21 protein-coding genes are annotated in these 19,540 nt (G+C 46.3%); 2 read left to right on the top strand and 19 right to left on the bottom strand.

What is annotated here, in order from left to right; all coding sequences use genetic code 11:
- Positions 1-61 precede the first annotated feature (61 nt).
- Entirely contained in the window at positions 62-262 is a 201-nt protein-coding gene (locus GX019_11210; GenBank protein ID HHT37725.1) for a hypothetical protein, read from the top strand.
- On the opposite strand, the gene GX019_11205 is transcribed toward GX019_11210, so the two are convergent.
- The 9 genes from GX019_11205 to GX019_11165 form a co-directional block, all read right to left on the bottom strand.
- Positions 253-1,452, bottom strand: coding sequence for a hypothetical protein (locus GX019_11205; GenBank protein HHT37724.1), 1,200 nt, complete (start codon positions 1,450-1,452; stop codon positions 253-255). The genes GX019_11210 and GX019_11205 overlap by 10 nt on opposite strands.
- 115 nt (positions 1,453-1,567) lie before the next feature.
- A complete protein-coding gene (locus GX019_11200) occupies positions 1,568-1,765 on the bottom strand; it encodes a hypothetical protein (protein HHT37723.1) in 198 nt (65 codons plus the stop codon).
- A 3-nt stretch (positions 1,766-1,768) separates the two neighbouring features.
- Positions 1,769-2,794 carry an ABC transporter ATP-binding protein gene (locus GX019_11195; GenBank protein ID HHT37722.1) on the bottom strand — a complete coding sequence of 342 codons (1,026 nt, stop codon included), beginning with the start codon at positions 2,792-2,794 and terminating at the stop codon, positions 1,769-1,771.
- Positions 2,787-3,773 carry an ABC transporter ATP-binding protein gene (locus tag GX019_11190; GenBank protein HHT37721.1) on the bottom strand — a complete coding sequence of 329 codons (987 nt, stop codon included), beginning with the start codon at positions 3,771-3,773 and terminating at the stop codon, positions 2,787-2,789. Before GX019_11190 ends, GX019_11195 begins: the two co-directional genes overlap by 8 nt.
- A gap of 2 nt (positions 3,774-3,775) precedes the next feature.
- Entirely contained in the window at positions 3,776-5,119 is a 1,344-nt protein-coding gene (locus tag GX019_11185; GenBank protein ID HHT37720.1) for an ABC transporter permease, read from the bottom strand.
- The gene (locus tag GX019_11180) at positions 5,116-6,195 is read right to left on the bottom strand and encodes an ABC transporter permease (protein ID HHT37719.1); all 1,080 of its coding nucleotides are present in this window, start codon (positions 6,193-6,195) and stop codon (positions 5,116-5,118) included. The genes GX019_11185 and GX019_11180 overlap by 4 nt, the downstream gene beginning before the upstream one ends.
- Positions 6,196-6,353: 158 nt before the next feature.
- Positions 6,354-8,801 carry an ABC transporter substrate-binding protein gene (locus GX019_11175; protein HHT37718.1) on the bottom strand — a complete coding sequence of 816 codons (2,448 nt, stop codon included), beginning with the start codon at positions 8,799-8,801 and terminating at the stop codon, positions 6,354-6,356.
- Positions 8,802-9,228: 427 nt separating this feature from the next.
- Entirely contained in the window at positions 9,229-10,083 is an 855-nt protein-coding gene (locus tag GX019_11170) for an EamA family transporter (protein ID HHT37717.1), read from the bottom strand.
- A gap of 6 nt (positions 10,084-10,089) precedes the next feature.
- Positions 10,090-10,605, bottom strand: coding sequence for a 2'-5' RNA ligase family protein (locus GX019_11165; GenBank protein ID HHT37716.1), 516 nt, complete (start codon positions 10,603-10,605; stop codon positions 10,090-10,092).
- A 107-nt stretch (positions 10,606-10,712) separates the two neighbouring features.
- Here GX019_11165 and GX019_11160 point away from each other — a divergent pair, with 107 nt between their 5' ends.
- The gene (locus GX019_11160) at positions 10,713-11,225 is read left to right on the top strand and encodes a flavin reductase family protein (GenBank protein HHT37715.1); all 513 of its coding nucleotides are present in this window, start codon (positions 10,713-10,715) and stop codon (positions 11,223-11,225) included.
- Positions 11,226-11,262: 37 nt separating this feature from the next.
- On the opposite strand, the gene GX019_11155 is transcribed toward GX019_11160, so the two are convergent.
- The 10 genes from GX019_11155 to rhaS all read right to left on the bottom strand — a co-directional run.
- Entirely contained in the window at positions 11,263-11,394 is a 132-nt protein-coding gene (locus GX019_11155) for a CcmD family protein (GenBank protein ID HHT37714.1), read from the bottom strand.
- A complete protein-coding gene (gene ccsA, locus GX019_11150; protein HHT37713.1) occupies positions 11,391-12,059 on the bottom strand; it encodes a cytochrome c biogenesis protein CcsA in 669 nt (222 codons plus the stop codon). Before ccsA ends, GX019_11155 begins: the two co-directional genes overlap by 4 nt.
- A 4-nt stretch (positions 12,060-12,063) precedes the next feature.
- A complete protein-coding gene (locus GX019_11145; protein ID HHT37712.1) occupies positions 12,064-12,762 on the bottom strand; it encodes an ABC transporter permease in 699 nt (232 codons plus the stop codon).
- Positions 12,737-13,378, bottom strand: a complete 642-nt coding sequence (gene ccmA / locus GX019_11140) for a heme ABC exporter ATP-binding protein CcmA (protein ID HHT37711.1) — start codon at positions 13,376-13,378, stop codon at positions 12,737-12,739. The genes GX019_11145 and ccmA overlap by 26 nt, the downstream gene beginning before the upstream one ends.
- On the bottom strand, positions 13,379-13,774 hold the full coding sequence (locus GX019_11135; GenBank protein ID HHT37710.1) for a cytochrome c maturation protein CcmE: 396 nt from the start codon (positions 13,772-13,774) through the stop codon (positions 13,379-13,381).
- Between the two features lie 171 nt (positions 13,775-13,945).
- Entirely contained in the window at positions 13,946-15,076 is a 1,131-nt protein-coding gene (locus tag GX019_11130) for a sugar kinase (protein ID HHT37709.1), read from the bottom strand.
- Between the two features lie 62 nt (positions 15,077-15,138).
- Positions 15,139-16,098 carry an ABC transporter permease gene (locus tag GX019_11125; GenBank protein ID HHT37708.1) on the bottom strand — a complete coding sequence of 320 codons (960 nt, stop codon included), beginning with the start codon at positions 16,096-16,098 and terminating at the stop codon, positions 15,139-15,141.
- Positions 16,095-17,102 carry an ABC transporter permease gene (locus tag GX019_11120; protein ID HHT37707.1) on the bottom strand — a complete coding sequence of 336 codons (1,008 nt, stop codon included), beginning with the start codon at positions 17,100-17,102 and terminating at the stop codon, positions 16,095-16,097. The genes GX019_11125 and GX019_11120 overlap by 4 nt, the downstream gene beginning before the upstream one ends.
- A 12-nt stretch (positions 17,103-17,114) precedes the next feature.
- Positions 17,115-18,626 carry a sugar ABC transporter ATP-binding protein gene (locus tag GX019_11115; protein ID HHT37706.1) on the bottom strand — a complete coding sequence of 504 codons (1,512 nt, stop codon included), beginning with the start codon at positions 18,624-18,626 and terminating at the stop codon, positions 17,115-17,117.
- Positions 18,627-18,715: 89 nt separating this feature from the next.
- Positions 18,716-19,540, bottom strand: an 825-nt coding sequence (gene rhaS, locus GX019_11110; protein HHT37705.1) for a rhamnose ABC transporter substrate-binding protein, incomplete at its 5' end; no start/stop codon positions are given.

The raw sequence follows: 19,540 nt of genomic DNA, 5'->3' as shown, positions 1-19,540 counted from the left end.
AATGATAATTTTATGCCAGATCTGCCATACTAATACAAACACTGATAAGGGGGAAACTGCTGTGAACGATCTTAAACCGATTGAACAAAATCAGCCACAGCCGGGAACAACCGACAATACTTGTTCAGCCTGCAGCGGTACACTGTTTGTAGAATGCGGCTGCACCGAAGGCCTTGGGCCAGAAAATGCCTACGCCGACTGTCCCTTCTGTAACGGAACCGGATCAACTGCGTGCCCAACCTGCAGCGCTATTCAGCCCTGATCTTTTTCGGGGCTGAGAAAACCTTTAACCAGCACCAAGGGGGTGCCGGCATCAGCAGAACCGCTGACCAAATCAGCCAGACTGGCGGTTACATCAGCTAATCGCCGCGGTGTAGTTCCCTCTGCTGCATTGTCAGTCTGCTCATGCTCCCTCTGCTTGAGCTCCTCTAATTCCGCTTCGATTTCGGCAATGGTTTTACCTTCTTCATATCCCATATCAGCTATATACTTATACTTGATCCCCTCACGCATTACTCCTTCAAATCCAGAGGTAGCTCCAAAGACCGGAAGTGGATCCGCCAGCTCGTATATACCCGTGCTCGGATCTTTATAGGCTCCGTCACCATAAATAATCACTTCCACGTGTTTGCCAACCGCCTTTTTTACCTCAGCCTGAAGCTTAAGCGCAAACTCTAGACCAGCACGCGGAGCAAGTTTCAGTTTATCTCCTGCAGACATATTGCTTCCTAAAAGTCCCCATTCTGACCACGCTTCGCTGCTGCTGTCAGAACAGATATCCTGGAGGGTAATCAAGTTAGAAACAACTCTGCTTAATGCTTTCTTGGTCTGCTCCCGGCCGTGTACATCTGCTGCAATCACACCATCCAAGGTGTATTCTGCGATTGCTGCTGGATCATTAGCCAGAAAAATTTCCGCCTGCGCACCTTCCGACTCAATGGTTTCCCGATACAGACGGATGTAATCCACCTTAGTAACAGGATGCTGTAAATTATAACCGGCAAGCTCAGCTTCAGTAATTTTATCATAGTAAGATTTACCTAGTTCTGCGGTGACATTACCGGGCACTGCCTGATTGCCGACCTCATCGGTTGGCCAGGAAAGCTGCACAACAACCCGACCTTGGGGTACAGCTCTAGCGATCGCCTGCAGGATTAATGCAAAGCGATTGCGGCTTAAAATCGGAAAAACAACACCAACTGAGCTCGACGGTTTCAGCTTAAGCTTCTGCTTGATTTCTTCAGCAATCTGATCCAAAGTCACAAAGTTATTCTGACAGCGTGCAACAATCGATTCTGTAATACAGAGAATATCGCCATTGTCGATTAAGTCATCTTCAGCACAGCGTTTAACACAGGCGGTAATCTCAGCTGTCAGGTCCATCCCGGGTACAATAACACCCATTTTGATACCTAAAGCTGCTGGTCCAATATATTCTGGGAGTCGAGCCATACATATACCTCCTCAAAATTCATCTGCGCGGGCGGATCAGGACAAAACCAGGCAGGCTAAATGGTTAAAACACACCAATAATGGTGTGTTTTAACCTCTATCAGCTTATCTGAGCTTACTTCCTCGCTCCAAACCGCACATACATAATAACGCCAATTATGCCGACTACAAAGCCTGTCAAAGACAGAGCATAAGCTGCAAAAGCTAACCACACAATTGACGGAATGATGCCAACAACCGCACCGAGAATAATCAGCCATCCCGCTATCAACATGCTCCCGCCAATTAAAATCCAGCGGAGATCTTTTCTCATGGCTTACTTATTCTTTTCATACAGCCAACAGGCAACCATCTGCTCCCCGTTGACTTTGATTTCAGGCGGTTCAAACTGATCGCATTTGCCTTTGATCATCTTTGAACAGCGAGGATGGAAGCGGCATCCTTTCGGTGGGTTCATCAGACTTGGAGGCTCACCTGTCGGTACCTCTTTGAAAGACTTCAAGTTCTCTGCATCCGGATCCGATGTGGCTTTAAATAAAGCCTGGGTATAAGGATGCAGTGGGTTTTCCAGCAATTTATCAGTAGAAGACTTTTCTATAATTTTTGCTCCATACATAGTAAATATACGTTCTGAGAAATATCTTACAGTCGATAAGTCGTGGGTAATATAGATAATTGCCAGGTTGTGTTTTTTCTGCAGGCCGCGCAGCAGCTGCAGAATCTCAACCCGAACCGATGCGTCAAGCATGGACACAGGTTCGTCTGCGATCAGCATTCTTGGATGGAGAATCATCGCTCTAGCAATAACCAATCTCTGCTGCTGTCCTCCACTGAGCATATGTGGAAACTTCGGTAAAAAGTCCTCAATCGGAGCTAACTTTACCTCTTCCAGCACTTCTTTAATCCGCGCTTCTCGTTCAGCTTTATCAGTAATGCCGTTAATCAGCATCGGTTCTTCGAGAATTCTGCGAACGGTCATAAACGGCGGCAGTGCACCATAAGGATCCTGCTGAACATAGCCAACGTCAGAGTGATATTTCTTAATATCCTCTTTCGTAAACTCGCTCATATCCTTGCCGTCAAAGTACATCTTACCTTTAGTCGGTTGGTTCAAACCCAAAATTGTTTTGGCCAGTGTACTTTTTCCACAGCCACTCTCTCCAACAATCGAAACTGTTTCGCCTTGATACAGCTCGAAGCTGACTCCGTCTAAAGCTCGCACATCACCTGCTTTGAAAAAACCAAGTCGTCTGATCTCAAACCAGGTGTGCAGATTCTCCACCTTAAGAATCGGCATTTTTTTCTGAGGGCTCTGCTGAGATTTCACAGCCAGATTAGGCATTCTTCTTCACCTCGATCCCATCTGAATACAGCCAACATTTAACCTGCTGACCATGCTCCAGCTCAATGCTATCAGGGTGCTGTAAGCATTTTTCGAAGCGCTGGTCGCAGCGGTCATAAAATCTGCATCCCTTAGGGGGGTTAATCAATGAAGGCGGCTGCCCAGGGATAAACACAAGTTCTTTATCTTCACGCAGTGTGGGTACACTGCTCATGAGTTTGCGTGAGTATGGATGTCTCGCTTCAGTGTAGAAATACTCAGCGTGACATTTTTCTACCATTTCACCAGCGTACATTACAGCAACCTCATCAGCTAGTTCACTGGCGGTACCGATATCATGTGTAATTAGGATAAATGTTGTGCCAAATTCATGCTTAATTTTCTTTAATACGTTCATCAAGTTTGCCTGTGTCAGCAAGTCTAATGCGGATGAAGGCTCATCCAAGAGCACCAGCTTTGGATTGGTGACCAATGCCATGGCAATGGTAGCCCTCTGTCTCATTCCACCACTGAGCTCAAATGGATAGCGTTTCATGAAGTCGAGAGGCAATCCAACAACTTGAAATACCTCAGCGGCTCTTTTTATAGCATCTTCTTTAGTCATACCCCGTTCATGGATAAAGAGAGGTTCAGTAATCTGATCCTCGATCCGCATAACTGGATTCAGCGAGTTCATCGCTGCCTGCGGTACCATAGCGATCTGCTTCCAGCGAATCTCCTTGCGGAACTGCTCATCGCTGTACTTCATCAGATCGACACCTTCAAAGATAATCTCCCCGCTGTATTCTAAAATATTGCGGGGCAGCAGGCGTAAAATCGCCTTGTTAAGGGAAGTCTTGCCGCAGCCAGACTCCCCAACTATTGCTAATGTTTTACCTTCTTCTAGGGTAAAACTCACATTATCTACAGCTTGCACGGGGCCTTTTGTAGTTTTGAAATACAGCTTTAGATTATTTACTTCTAAAAGAATCCTACTCATAATTATAACCCCCTCAGCCGTGGGTTAAAGATCCGGTCAAGCGCAAAGCCAACCATTGCGAATCCTAACCCTGTGATGACAAGCAGCACGGCTGGTTCTAATACCCAATAGTAGTGTCCTGTAAACAGTGCTCCTTCAGAATATGCGTCGTTGAGCAGTTTACCCCATGTCGGCAGGTGAGGATCACCAAGGCCTAATACTGCCAATGTCGCTTCCAAGAATACAAAGGACGGAATTTGGGTTACAAATCCGGGAATCAGAACCGGAATTACTTTCGGAATCAAATACCGGAAAATGATCCTGAAGTTGCTGGCCCCATAGGCGCGGGCTGCATCAATATACCCGGACGCCTTAACCTGCAGGAACATTGAGCGGTACGACAGGATCGACGAACCGAAGATTCCCAGCAGAATTGTTACACCCAGCATCGTCCAAATACTTCGGGAATAAAACATTCCCACCATAATCAAGATCGGCAGAAGCGGCAAGATCATAACGATCTCGTTGATCCTGCGGATCAAACTGTCAATCAGACCGCCAAACCATACACCAAAAGCCGCCAACATCATAGTTGCCAGAGATGAACCTACAGCTGCTAACAGACCAAAGGACAGGGCAACAGGTGCACCCCACATCAGCGCAACCATAATATCCCTGCGGCGGTGGTCAGTTCCAGCGAGGCCATGGAGTTTACCGTAAACAACCAGTTCGGCCTCCATTGTCGAGTTCTCTTCGAAGACTAATCCTTCGACAACCAGCTGGTATGTCCCTTTTAATACCTTACTGGGATCATTTGGATCAGCAAATAAACCTCTGTCAGGTCTTACGCCGCCAAGAGCTCTAGTAACATTACTGTCCTGGCTGATTACATAAGCGTTATCAGCAGAACTGACCGTCAAGTCAGCGAGCTTAATCTCACGACCGTCAGGTGTAACCCACTTAACAGTCGCGTATGGTCTTGCCGAGGTAAACTTCGAAATGAAGAAAAGACTAATCTCTGATGGAAAACCATCGTACTGATAATCAAATTCGAACACAAAATCCTGCGTTGCAATGCCGCTGCCTAAATCAACAGCGGTCTTAAGTTCCGGATTATCTATACTGCTTACCTTAGTGGTTAAAGGCTGTTTTTCTTTGTAAAAATAGTTTAACCAAGCAGGTTTAGCGTTGCGAGGCACCTGCCGCCAAATTTGACCCTCGCCTTTCCAAAGCCTAATGGCTTCTGCAGGCGGAATCTTAATGAGGGCATACGCCGCGAAAACAAACAGCAATGCGATAATGACCAGACCAGCAACAGCAGAAGGATAGCGTCTGATTTCATTAAATGCATTCCTCAACCCACTCATGATCTATTCCCCTCCGCTCCTAGCTTAACTCTTGGGTCAACTATGGCATAGATGATATCTAAAAGAAACACGGTAATGGCTAATAAATAAGCATAAAGAACAGTAACCGCCACTAAAACCGGTGTATCAAACATATTAATTGCTTCTTGGGTCAACCGTCCAATACCAGGCCAATTAAAGACAGTCTCTAATACAATAGCACCAGTCCACAAACTAATTAATGTCAGAGCAAAGCTCGTAATAATAGTTGGCAGTGTTGGACGCAGTACATAACGGCGTTCGATCTGTGAAGATGACAATCCTTTTGCTTTTGCCATATCTACATAGTCTTCACTAGAGTAAATCAGGAAAAATGTACGCCAATGGTATGATGTCAAAAACACTGAGCTGACAACAATTGCTGATACTGGCAGAATCAAGTGTTTGAGCACACTTAAAGCATAAGCCAGTGGTTCTTTCGGTGGTGGAGCTGATACCAGTCCGCCGAAAGGCAGCCAACCCAGAAATGCTGCAAATATTAATATCAAAAAGATACCAAAGAACCATGCCGGTGCTGCTGACATCGGTGCCATAGCGACAACAAGCTTATCAAGGGGACTTCCATACCGCCGAGATAAAAACAAAGCAAAAGTAATGCTGACAAAGAACAGCAGTAGCTGTCCCGAAGCCATCAACAGCAGTGTTGGGAACAATCTTTCTCCAAGAATATTGCGCACTTCAGATGAGCCGGAGTCACTTAGCAGATAATCCGCCCGTCCAAAGTTCAATGTCATACCATTCCATAAATACTCATGGGCTCTCTGCCAGAAAGGTCTATCCAATCCCAGCTTCTCAATCTCAAGCGCTACTTCCCTTTCATAAAAGGCATCGCGCTCCGCTTTACTCATGTCTCGCATCGCTTCGTTTCCCTGCATCTGCATCGAAACAGATTCTTTAATCTGTGCTTTGCGCATATCGTCTACATAGCCGCCACCGTTAGCAATAATAATCGTAAGATAGATTCCAATTGTAACAGTGATTAACAGCACAATACCGCGGACAAGAATGTACCGCAGTAATCTGCTGAGGTTTCGCATCCGTTCCGACGAACGGCCGGCGGCTGTTTGTGCTTTCTCAACAGCCATATTAAGCATAACTAAACCTCCCAATCCTAGCGTTCAATAAATCATTAAAAGACGGGGATCGTGGACACCACGTCCCCGTCTTAAATTCAATTGTTGTAAACAATTGTGGTTTACGGCAGGGTTACAAATGTATGCTGATCCAGACTTGCGCCGCCAACCAGTTTAGGCATAACGATTACTTCAACGGTGTTGGAGCCAACTGGCAGTTGAGCAGTTTCGTCACCGGTGAGGGTGATTACTGCTTTACCGTCAGCAACGATGTCGCCTTCGCCGCTGAATGCAACCTTGCCGGAAGAGTCTAATACTAAGTATTTGACTTGCTGCAGGTCTTCAGCGCGATAAGCTTCACCCTTGAAGGTAATGTCAACGTTAATTGTAGCTACTTGACCAGCAGATACACGTGCCGGACCGCTTACTTCAATTTCAGCGATAGCTGGCTCTTCGAACATGGACCACTTACCAACTGGTTCGGAGTAGTCTTCAAAGCGTACTAAGTGAACCATTTTTTCTGTTGGGAATGCCCGCTCGAGCATCATCGGACCATCGCCAACCCAGAAGTGGCGCTTATCTTGATACCAAGCCTTGAGGTTAGCATAGCGCTCTTGAATTTCTTCTTCAGTGATGTAATCACTCAAGAAATCTTCATACGGAATCCAGTTGTTTTCGATAGCGTAATCTAACCACTTAGCCAGGATCCGGATACTCGGACCAGCTTGATAGCCTAACCATTCAACTTCCAGGTCATTAGCCTTGGTAGCTGTGAACGCTAACTCTTCATTCAGCTCAGCCAGCATACCGATAGCCAGTGTGTGCCATGGCTGTTTACCATAGTTATACTGAACAGCGAACAGGTCAGAGATGTTGTGCTCAGCATCCAGTGACCAGGAGTCAGAGTAGTACTCATATACAAGCGGATCGGTAGAAATAATCTTCAAGCCGCGGAAGGACTTGAGCATAGTTTCTAAACCGGATACTGCTGATCTGTCAAACAGTGGGCTTTCTTCCATTCCGCGATCAAATCCGTCAAAGATGAACGGAAGCAGAATGTCAACGATACTCCAGTCACTGCCGTCATGCCATTTAACCTTGTTAAGGTCAGTGTAGTACATTACGGACTTCCGTAAAGCAGTTACGCCTTCCGGCCATTTCTCAGCAACTGTGATGAAGCGTCCTTCGACAGGATCCCACTCTGCCCAAGCATCGCCAGGTACAACGATTTCTTCTTCGAAATCCAGAGTTACCCAGTCAAGAGTCTTAGTAACAGGGAGTCCTTCTTTAACAGTAACTTCTGCTCTTTCGATTCTGTGCGGCCAGTAGTTACCAGTGAACGGGTCAACCATGAGACCGCGGTCGAAAGTAGCTCTCATCGGCATTAAGTCCATGGTCCAGTTGGAGCCGCCAACCGGGTTCCAAGGTTCAACCAATACTTGCGGCAGCGCGATGTTTACAGTACCGCCGATTTCTTCACCGCGGCGCAGGGTCGGTGCCCACAGATCTGTACCAGCAACATAACCAGCTAAGTCAGATGCAACACTGATACCAGCGCGAATCGGTGTGAAGGAAACCTTATCTACGATGAACACACATGGGGAATCTTCAAATGCCAATTCCAGTGCGCGTTCGTAGAGAGCTTTTCTTTCTTCCAATGTGTTGAATTCTCTCCGATAGAGCTTATCGGAAATCTCATCCAGCTCTGGAATCGGCTCAAGAGCTTGCCATCTCGGCTGAGTCATACTTCTTCTAGTGTACATTTGGTTGAAGATATGACCTTGGTCGCGGTATACAACCGGTGACAACCATCCGCCGGTGTAAGCATGCCATTCACCAAGTGCCGGATCGCCCATCATCCAGATTGGAGATAATTCGGTACCACTTCTGTGCTCAACTCTAACTTTAAAACCAACTTTTTCGAACTGTTCACCCATGTAGTCACCAAGACGAGATCTTTCGTCTTCGTTACGGGCAAGGATGATAAGTTCAACTGGTTCTTGTTTGTAGTGCCAAACGCCATTCACTAAGTCGGCACCCATCTTGTGCATTTCTTCATGAATGACTTGTTTTCCTCTTTCGAAGTCATATGCATATTTCAGCTCGAGTTCGCGAACTTTCTCAACAACGCGAGAATAGTCAACAAAAGAGCTGTTCAGCAGGGTATACTTCGGTACAGCTAAACCGCTGTAGAGTTCTTGAGCAATATAATCGCGGTCAAACAACCAGTTGGTTGCTTCGCGGATCTTCCGATTGCCAAACGGGTTGAGTCTACCATCATTGAACTCTGGTCCTACAGTGTTGTATGTAACTTCAGTGTAGGAACCGTAAGAAATGTAATAATCCAGCGCAGGGTCTACCTGAACTGTATTGTAAGCAGTGACGTCAGATGAAGAGTTTGCCCAAATGTCAATGTCACCTGCTTGCAAACGAGAGATAGCTGTTGAAACGTTAGCCTCTTCTACAAAAATTACCTCATCCACCCATGTGCCTGTGCGCTGTGCAGAGGCGCCGATCGTGAAACTAAACAACATTACTACTGCCAATAAAAGGCTTAATCTACGACTCACCAACATGTCACCCTTTCAAGCATTATTTTCATACTTCATTTTCAGTCATCATCCATTAGTTATCAATCCTACCTAAAAATAGACCGCTAAATATAACGGTTTACATCCCCCCTTCAAAAAATAAAAAGTCTCCTAGCATAAAGTCTTTCGGTAACTATTCTCTCTCTTTTGCAGATTTCCTTCAAGAAAAGATGATTTTTTTGTAAGATCAGTAAAAATAAGGCCAAAAAGATGCGTTTTTTCTAATCTCTACAGTCCGTTAACCAAGCCATAACAATATTAACTAAACCAGCCTCAGCAGCTGTTCCAGAGGACCAGCTGCCGCGTACCGCACCCAGCCGGAATGTGCGGATTTCACAATAACACTGTCCTTTGTGTTCATGTATAGTTCGCCGCAAATCTTTATTTTCCTCTTTTCGAAACTAAATTAATTGGCCGAGCTGTCTCTATCTGCGTTTTTGGCCTGGTAAACGCCGCGAATTATCACTGTGGATAAAACTATCAATCCGCCAATTACAGCCCAAATACCCGGCTTTTCGCCTGTAACAATTGCGACCCACACCGGATTCAAGAGCGGTTCTAAAATCGTAATCAGAATAGCTTCTAAAGACGAAACAACTGGTATGGCTTTTGTGTACAAAATATATGGCAGCCCCAGTTGGAAGATACCCAGGACTAAAAGCAGGAGTCCGCCATTTAAATCGATGCCACCGGCAGAACCTGCTAAAAAGGGCAGCCCAATCAGAAAATTGACTAAGTTTCCCAGCAGTACATACTCAGCAGGATCTCGATCAGGATCAAGTTTAGCAACAATTACGAAGCCCGCCATAGCAATACCTGAGATTACTGCCAGAATATTTCCGAATAAATGGCCGACTTCCAAATCACCGATAAAGAATAATACCATACCTATAGTTACCACTGCAACCGAAACCCAATCTGAGCGGCGAACCCTCTCCTTCAAAAACCATACCGCAAACAGTGCCACCCAGATCGGAGCAGTGAACTGCAGCAGGATAGCGTTGGCCGATGTGGTCAGCTTATTCGCAGCTACAAATAAAAACGAATTCGCTGCGTAAGTAAGGGCACCCAGCAGATGATATTTCGTAAGCGTAAACCTGCGCCGCAGATAGATAAACAGCACTAAAACCGCAATACCCGCTCTGGCGCTGCTCAATGCCATCGTATTTAGGTTGATGGACTTGATCAACACTCCAGCGCTGCTCCACAGCACCGAAGCCAAAACTAACTGATTGATTGCTTTAAGCCGCTGCTGATTCATCATACTCTACTCCTTCAGCGGCAGCGCATAGACCTGCTGCCACTGCTTTAAGTTATTTGCTGTGACCAAAGTAAATACTGCAACACTACGGCAGTCAAAACTATATTTAGGATTATAACCCATTAATTGCTCCAGGTACAAATCATATTTATCTCCCCTTAAACGAGTCGCTAAAGTAAGATGAGGATGATAGCGGCGGCGTTCCGGTTTAATGCCGAAATGTTCGAGGACTCCGCTCAAATCCCGCTGCAGACCAAACAAAGCTTGGTTCTCCTCGATATCAATAAAGATCACAGATCTGCCAAAATGGCCAATACCCCTGCAGGAGAGCTCAAAGACCTGATGGCGAATCGCAGTCTCCTGCAGCACTTTTCTCAGTTTTCGTTCATCCAAATCCCAGCGAAATGGCGGAATCAAGGTTATATGCGGCGGTGTTTTAGGAGCCTTAAAGCGCCTCCTCCAAGCCTCCACTTCTTTATTGATATCATCCGGAAGTGTGATACCCAGAAAAAACTCAGCCATGCTACCGACTCCTTCCTATAATATAACTATAATGCTTTATCGCACAAAGGGAATACCCGGACCGTGTCGAAGAGTGAAGTAGTTCATAACAAAACCGAGGTGATTCGATGTATCAGGATGTTCAGATTACCGATTATCTTGAAATTGTCTACCAAAAATTAGCCAAAGGCGGCGTATTCCTTACAGCGCAAAACCAATCCAGTCTCAATACCATGACCATCGGCTGGGGAGGCATCACTCATTTTTGGGCAAAGCCGATCTTCATCGTACCGGTAAGGCGTTCCCGCTATACATATGATCTGATTGACAGTGCAGGTGAATTCACCGTAAGCGTGCCGCTCGAAGCGGATCTCAGCGCTCAACTTAGATTCTGCGGCACCCACTCCGGGCGGGATGTGGATAAGTTTCAATCCGCAGGCATAACCGCTGTTCCCGGGCAAGTGATCAGCACTCCCGTTATCGCTCAGTGCGAACTCCACTTCGAATGCAAAACCGTGTATAAACAGACTATGGATCCAGCCTTCTTAGATGCTGCAGTTCAAGAACGCTGGTATCCCGATTACCACACACTTTATTTTGGCGAGATTGTCGCCTGCTACCGCATTGATGGCGTCAAATAGAGACTGCTGCCAATTAAGGCAGCAGTCTTTTTTTCAACTATTTTTCTATCTTTGTTTCCTCCAATACTGCCAGCCGCTTCTCCAACTTATCCTGATGTCGGTGCAGAAACACCGTGTATCCTAACATTAATAACCACACAATTGAGTAAGCCGCAGCCAAATAAGTCACCGCCCGCCCCCCTTTAGGTTGTTAATCCGCTCTTCCAGTCTGAGACTGCGAAATCTTAACGCCAAAAAGTAAAGATAGATTAAGGTAAACGTCCCCAATGTGAAGAGCAGAGTGATCTTCATAAGGTCTGACAGCCCGGTTTCCGCTGCGGTAATCACCACAGGATGAATTGACCGCCACCATCGGGCTGAAAAGAATACGATCGGTACATTGATAAATGCGATTATCCCATACACTGCTGCCAATCTGCGCCGGTTCTCACTAGCTCCGCCGCTGTGGAGAATTAGATACGCCAGATACATAAACCACATCACTGTAGTGGTTGTTAATCGGGGATCCCATGTCCACCATGTGTTCCACACTGGTTTCGCCCACATCGGTCCGGTCAAAAGCACATTGGTAATAAAAACAGTGCCGATTTCTGCGGAAGCAAGCGCCAGCTGACTGCTGGCACGCTCTCTTGTGATCAGATACCTAATACTAAAGAAGAATACCACCGCAAATGCCAGCATACCGATCCACGCACTCGCCACATGGGCGTAGAACACTTTCTGCACAGCTCCCATCGTTTTCTCTTCTGGAGCATAAACAAAGATCAAATATATATTACCGGGCACCAAAATCCCCAACAGCAGCAAAATCAACCTTTTCAACTTTTCCAGCACCTTTTCAGCCCTCCAGAATCCAATCAAACAGCACAAACGGCACTACTGTGTAAATCAAATCAAAACAGAGCATTAGATAAAGCCAGCCCGGGATTAAATCCGCACTTGAATCCAAAGCAGCGCTGACACAGAGCACACCTCCGATTAGGATTGGCAGCAGCAGTGGAAACAGCAGAATTGGAAACAGCAGCCGCGTATTCGGAACTTGAACCGCAAGGGCGTTAACCACCGTCCCCACAGCAGCCAAGCCCCAGCTGCCCAAAAAAAGCGCTGCTATCAAGAAGCCAATTCGATTGGGATTGATTCGAGCATTTATCAATATCCAAGCAGGCGGAAGGATAATCATTTCCAAAAGGAGCAGCACAGTCAAATTGGCAAGCATTTTAGCCAAAAAAATACTGCCTCTGTCACCTACTGCTAACAGCAGAGCACTCAGGGCATCGTTTTCTTCCTCAACACCAAACAAACGCTGCAGACTGAGCGTGGAAGTAAAGAAAACGCTGACCCAAATAACAGCTCCAAATGCTTTGTCAACCGGGAAATCTGTCAGCTGAAATGCAAAGCTGAAAATCACAACCAGCATAATACCAAAGACAGCTGTAGATATAAAATTATGTGAAGTCAAGAGCTCCACGCGGAGATCTTTACGAAAAATCAGCCAAATTCTGCGCCCGTACTCAGACACCTGTAATCCCTTCTTCAACCATTTTTCCGCCTTCAATTATCATCATTCGATAGTCAAGCCCATTCACATAACCTAAATCATGAGCTACCAGGATCTGGATCGAGTTTATCTGCTTCCGCTTTAAGATGCCCTGCAGCAAAGCGGTTCCCTCCCTGTCCAAACCGGTAAAAGGCTCATCATATAATATTACATCCGGATCATTAATTAACGCACGGGCAAGCGCCAGCCGCTGCTTCATACCGCGCGACAGCACACCGGTTAACTCATAACGCTCCGGCCACAGACCAAACTCTGTCAGCAGCTCTCTACCCCGCTCCAATGACCAGCAGCCGTACAGCTTAGCAAAGAAGCGCAGATTATCTAGAACCGACAGGGATTCATAAAGCATGGGTAGGTGGGATAAATACCCTATTTTCCAATGCTTTAATCCATTCTCCTCCTGATTCCACAGGATTTTTCCGGAAGTTTTCGGCATTAAACCGGCAAGAACCCGCAGCAGCGTCGTTTTGCCTGCTCCATTACGCCCGGTGACAACTATTAAATCGCCGGTTTTTGCCGTAAAGGAAATCTGATCGAGAATGACCTTAGCTTCAATCTGTTTACACAGTCTTTCAACGACTAAAATGCCCTCCACCTATCTGCCTCCAGAACCATCTTCATATTTTGACGGACACTGAAGCATCAGCTTGCTGGCTTCAAACTCCCCAACGTCATTAAACCTGCCTTCAACAATGATTTCATCAGCATGGGTCAAGTTGTTAGGCAGCACACCTTTATGCCGGACGCTGAGCTGGTTTTCGCCATGGCTGATTGTAAAGGAAAGCAGTGGTATTTCCGGCTGATAATCTACACTGTTCGCAACAAGACTGCCTTTGATGCGAATTTTCCGGCTGCCCGCCTCCAGGTTCACCGCTTCTTCAATTGTATAGTAATAAGCGGCTGTACCTTCCAGGCCTTTATACGCCAAGTAACCTAACACCAGGATGGGTATGATTGAAAAAACCAGGATAATTCTCTTATTTTTATTCATGATAATCCCTCTGATTAAAAGCATTTAGTAGCTGTTTCTAGTATTCTTGCCTGCCCGCGTTCTTTCCTTCCCCCTCAGATCTCAATAAAAAAGCACCGCCAAATGCCAAGAGAGCAAAGGCGGCATTTGGGGTGCTCATTTACCGTTATTCCATTATATTTTACGCTTGTTTTATCTCTGGACGCGGGCGTTACCTTCCCAAATACTCCACACCTGCGCCTCGTCAACCGGTTGGGCATAGTCGGTCAAGAAGGTTGTAGCCATTGCTCCGGTAGCCCAGGCAAATTGAACCCATTTTTCTGGATCCCATTGCCGCAGAATAGAGTAGAGCAGGCCTCCGACAAATCCGTCACCACCGCCAATGCGGTCCAGTACGGTGATCGGCCGCGGCTCAACAACATGCCAATTATCGCCTTCCAACAGAATTGCACCCCAGAGATGGTGGTTAACGCTGACTACTTCCCGCAGGGTGTTAGCAAACACACTGGCGTTTGGAAATGCTTGCTTAACTCTACCAATCATTTCTTTGAAATGATCGATTGTCTCAGCTATATCTTTTCCGCCTGCTTCCGGACCTTCAATTCCTAAGCACAACTGGTAGTCTTCTTCATTCCCAATTAAGATATCAGATACACTGGCAATCTCGGTAAACACCTCGCGCAGTTCCTGTTCACGACCTTTCCAGAAAGTAGCGCGGTAGTTGAGATCAAAAGAGATGCGTGTACCGTATTTTTTAGCTGCTCGAGCGATTTCCAGGCAGAACTGGCTGGTTTCTTCTGAGAGAGCAGCGATCAACCCGGACATATGCACAATCTGGGCGCCTTCTTCACCAAAGATGCGGTCCAAGTCAAAATCTTTGGCATTTAAGGTCCGCCCTACCTCACCAGCCCGGTCATTGTGAACTCTAGGACCACGGGTACCATATCCGCTGTCAGCAATATTAAACTGATGCCGGTAACCCCAAGGTCCACCTTGATCTACCTCAGGACCTTCATAGTCCATATGGCGGCTGGCGAGATTGTTCTTAATGAACTGAGCAATTGGGCTGCCTTTAACAAATGTAGTCAATACCTTTACAGGTAAACCAAGATACGACGAAATACTAGCTACATTAGTTTCAGCACTGGTCGCATGCATAATGTATCTGTCGCTTGCATATACAGGCTGTCCATCCAAAGGAGTGATTCTAACTCCCATGCTGGTAGGCACGATCATGGCGTATTTACAATCTTTTCGCAGTTCAATACTCACGCTAAAACCTCCCTGTAGTGTAATAACTGTTCCTAATTCATGGTAATACATTTAGATTATTTAATGAATAATCCTGCTTCACCTTTAGTTTCTGTAATCGATAATATTCTATCCTATCCAGTTTTGCTGGTTTTCTGAGTTAACCGGTCCACCAGACGCGGCAGCAGAATCGCGCAAATCAACAGACAGCCGATGATTACAGTCATTACCTGCGCCGGCACGTTCAAAAGACTCATCCCAAAGCGGGCGAACCCAATTAAGAACAGCGACAGAACTACACCCAACATCGATCCGGAACCACCATTGATGCTGACGCCTCCTAAAACAACCGCGGTAATAACTTCCAACTCATATCCTTGAGCAATATTCGGTCTGGTGCTGTAAATTCTTGACGTGAGTAAGATGGCCGCAAAAGCAGACAAAAGCCCGCTGACCGTAAAGAGAATCAGCTTAATGCGATCAACCGGTATTCCGGAATATCGGCAGGCATCTTCGTTATTGCCGATGGCATAGACATAGCGTCCAAAGGTGGTCTTGTGGAGAATGAATCCGAAAATAACCGCCAAAACCGCAAAAATCACCAGCTGATTGGGAATCATTGTTCCAGCAAAGTACCCCTGGCCGATATCAGCGAAATCCCAAGGATATCCAGTGACCGCCTGATTTCCCAGAAGCACATAAGCGATGCCCCTGAATAAGGAAAAGGTGGCTAATGTAACTACCATCGCCGGCAGCTTAAACCTGGTGATCACCAATCCGTTAAATAGACCTCCAAGTGCACCTACCAGCAGGCAGAGCCCAGCCGCAGTCCAAATGTCCATTCCTGAGCGGTAAGCAATCCCCATCACCGCTGCTGACATCGCCATGTTGGAAGCTACAGACAGGTCCACATTTCCCGTGATAACAATAAAAGTCATGCACAGGGCAATGATACCCTTCTCAGTAAAATGGAGGGTAGAGTCAAATAGATTGCGGATGTCCAGAAAATATGGAGATAGATTGGACATCAATATAAAGACTCCTACCAGCAGTAACAGCAGAATAAATTCCCAATGCCTAAAGATTCTGGTCATGCCTCTTGCCCCCTTGCTGCTGCTTTTTTGTCTCTGGTCTTCATCACCGCATCCAAGACCACGGCCAGCAGAATGATGAAGCCTTGAATTGCCAACTGCCAAAATGGTGATACCTGAGTAACAGCGAGGGCGTTTTCTACTATTGAGATTAAGAGAGCACCAAGAAGAACCCCGGTAATTTTGCCCGTACCGCCGAAGACACTGACTCCGCCGATGACGATTGCAGTGACAGTGGAGAACTCAAAACCTGTTGCTGAGTCACTCTGGGCGGATGCAAAGCGGGAAACCCACAAAACACCACATAATCCGTACAATAAGCCTGACAGCGTGTAGACCAGATACTTAATCCTATCTACATTAATGCCGACCACCCGGGCAGCCTCCGCATTGCCACCGACAGCGTAAATCTCTCTGCCGGGTTTGGTATGAGTCAGGAAATAATAAAAAATCGCATAGCAGACCACGGTCATAAAGATCAGATTTGGTATACCGAGGATATGTCCCCGCGCCAGCCTAATAAAATTGCTGGGCATTTCATGAGCACTTACCCACTGACCCTTGCTGGCGATAAAAATCAGCCCCCGATAAACAGACATCGTTCCTAAGGTTGCAATAATGGGGGGAACAGCAGCTTTGCTGATCAGAAAACCATTGATGCTGCCCAGCACTAAACCGATCAAACCGCCTAAAATTAGAGCAAGAAGCGGATTTAACCCATACCCATGTTTATAAATTAAACCGACAAGCATTCCCGAAAGAGCTAATCCTGAGCCAACCGACAGATCAATTCCACCGGTGATTACTACCATCATCTGACCGACAGCCACCACAGCCAGAATTGCTCCGTTAAGCAGGATATCGTTAAAATTAGCAGCGGATAAAAACCGTGGGCTGCGAATTGATACACCTATTATCAATAAAAGCGTAAATACAATCAGGCTGGTTTCCCGCCTGACAACTGCTTTCGCAAGTAAGCGGCGTCTTTCTGATGTTAATTGTATCATCTCTAAGCCCCCTTATGATACATCAGCTTCCAGCTGTTTTCTGCCGATAGCTGCCTGGAGGATCAGCTCCTGAGTAGCTTCACCCCGCTTAAATTCTGCCGCAATTTGCCCCTCATGCATAACTAAAATCCGATCGGACATGCCAATAATCTCGGGCAGTTCAGATGAGATCAGAATAATGCCTAATCCCTGCGCAGCCAAATCATTCATTAAATTATAAACAGCTGTTTTAGCCTGGACATCAATTCCCTTAGTCGGTTCGTCTAAAATCAGAACATGCGGATTTGTAGCCATCCACTTAGCCAGCACTACTTTCTGCTGGTTTCCGCCGGAAAGATTCCTCACCAACTGCGATACACCAGAAGTGCGAATATATAATTGATCGACAAACCGTTTCGCAATATCGCTTTCCCGAGCTTTATTAAGTATTTTATACTTAAAGCTATCGAGAATTGAAATCGTAATATTAGATGCGACATTCATGGGCACAATCAAACCGCAGCGCTGTCGATCCTCAGGGAGATAGGCAATTCCACAGTTCAGCGCATCATGGGGCGAGCGGACAGCTAGCTCCTTGCCCCCCAAATAAATTTTCCCCTGATCCGGACGGCTGATACCAAAAATAGCTTCGGCCAATTCGGTTCTGCCAGCGCCCACCAAACCCGCGATGCCGAGAATCTCTCCTTTTCTGAGACTTAAAGAAACGTTGGAAAACTCACCATGCTTGGTAAATCCATCAACTCGGAATATTTCTTCCCCAAGTTCCACAGCTGCTTTTGGGTACATCTCGTGCATGGGCCGCCCAACCATCATTTGAATAACCTTCTGCACCGATACTTCATTAATGTTGTTGGTCCCGATGTACTTGCCGTCTCTAAGCACGGTTACTCGATCCGCAAGATCAAACACTTCCTCTAAACGATGAGAGATAAAAATAACTGCAGCTCCATCAGCACGCAATTTGCGAATAATACTAAATAACCGCTCAGTTTCCTGAATAGTCAGGGCTGATGTCGGTTCATCCATAATTAAGATTTTTGAATCGATTGACAGCGCTTTCGCAATCTCCACCAGCTGACGCTCCGCTACATTTAAATATCTCATTTGCGTATCCGGACTGACATCAAGCTGCAGATCCTGCAGAAGCTTTTTGGTTGTCTTATGCATAGCTGGCCAATTAATGCGGCGCGATTTCGGATAAAGTACCGGATGCCCCATAAACACGTTTTCAGTAATACTCAAATCAGCAAAAAAAGTAGGATCCTGGTAGATGGCAGCAATCCCCGCCTGCTGCGCATTAAGCGGACCTGCAAAAGAAACCGGTTCTCCATTAAGAATAATCTGACCCTCATCAGGCTGGTGTACCCCGGTGATTATTTTAATCAAAGTAGATTTACCGGCTCCGTTCTCACCGACCAAGGCGTGGATTTCACCTGGTTTAAGTTGAAATTCCACTTGATTAAGTGCTGTAACACCAGGAAATCTTTTGGTTAGATTACGGAGTTCGAGAATATAATCTGCCACTGAGACCTTCTCCTTTTATGAAGTGTTGTGAACAATCATGCAGTGAATCGGAAGCGGGTATCAACCCGCTTCCCCTCTTTTATTTTTATTTAGTACACTTGATACCACTCGTCGATGTTGTCTTTATCAAACACAAAAGGAGCTCCTAAAATAACTTCCAGGCCGCCGTCTTCAGTTGTTACGATTTCTCTCTCGCCCATGCGGCCAACATTAACGGTCTCACCGGCTTTTCCTTCAATTGCACCGGTAAGGAGACCGTAGGCCATGTAAGTGGAAACATAACCAAGATCAATTGGGTTCCACAGCGCAATCGCTTCGCTGGTGCCGCTGCGGATGTAATCTGCCATCTCGCTCGGCAGTCCCAAACCGGTCAGAGCAATTTTTCCGGACAAGCCTTGGTCCTCGATAGCACGGGCTGTTGCAGCCAAGCCAACTGTTGTCGGACAGATAATACCCTTCAGGTCAGGATATGCTCTGAACAAGCCCAGGGCTTCGTTATAGCTTTTTTCACGCAGGTCGTCGCCGTATACGATCGAAACCAACTCCATCTTTTCGTACGCAGGCAACTTGAGCTCTTCTTTCATCCACTCAATCCAGATATTCTGATTAGCCATTGTTGATGTAGCACTTAAAACTGCGATTTGGCCTTCATAATCAATCATTTCTGCCAGCATCTGCACTTGAATGCGGCCGATTAATTCCATATCAGCTTGATTCAAGAATAAATGGCGGCCTGCCGGAGCTACAGCCGAGTCAAATGCTACAACCCGAATGCCGCGGTCCATGGCACGTCTTAGGATCGGAACCAAAGCATCCGGATCATTGGCGCTGACAAGAATCGCATCTACTCTCTGGGCGATCAGCGCATCAATCATAGAAATTTGGCCCTCTGCGGTCGGTGTCTCTGGTGCTTG

Source organism: Bacillota bacterium, assembly GCA_012837335.1.
Classification (GTDB): Bacteria; Bacillota; Limnochordia; order Darwinibacteriales; family DTU012; genus DTU012.
This window is presented reverse-complemented; position numbering and strand designations above follow the sequence as displayed.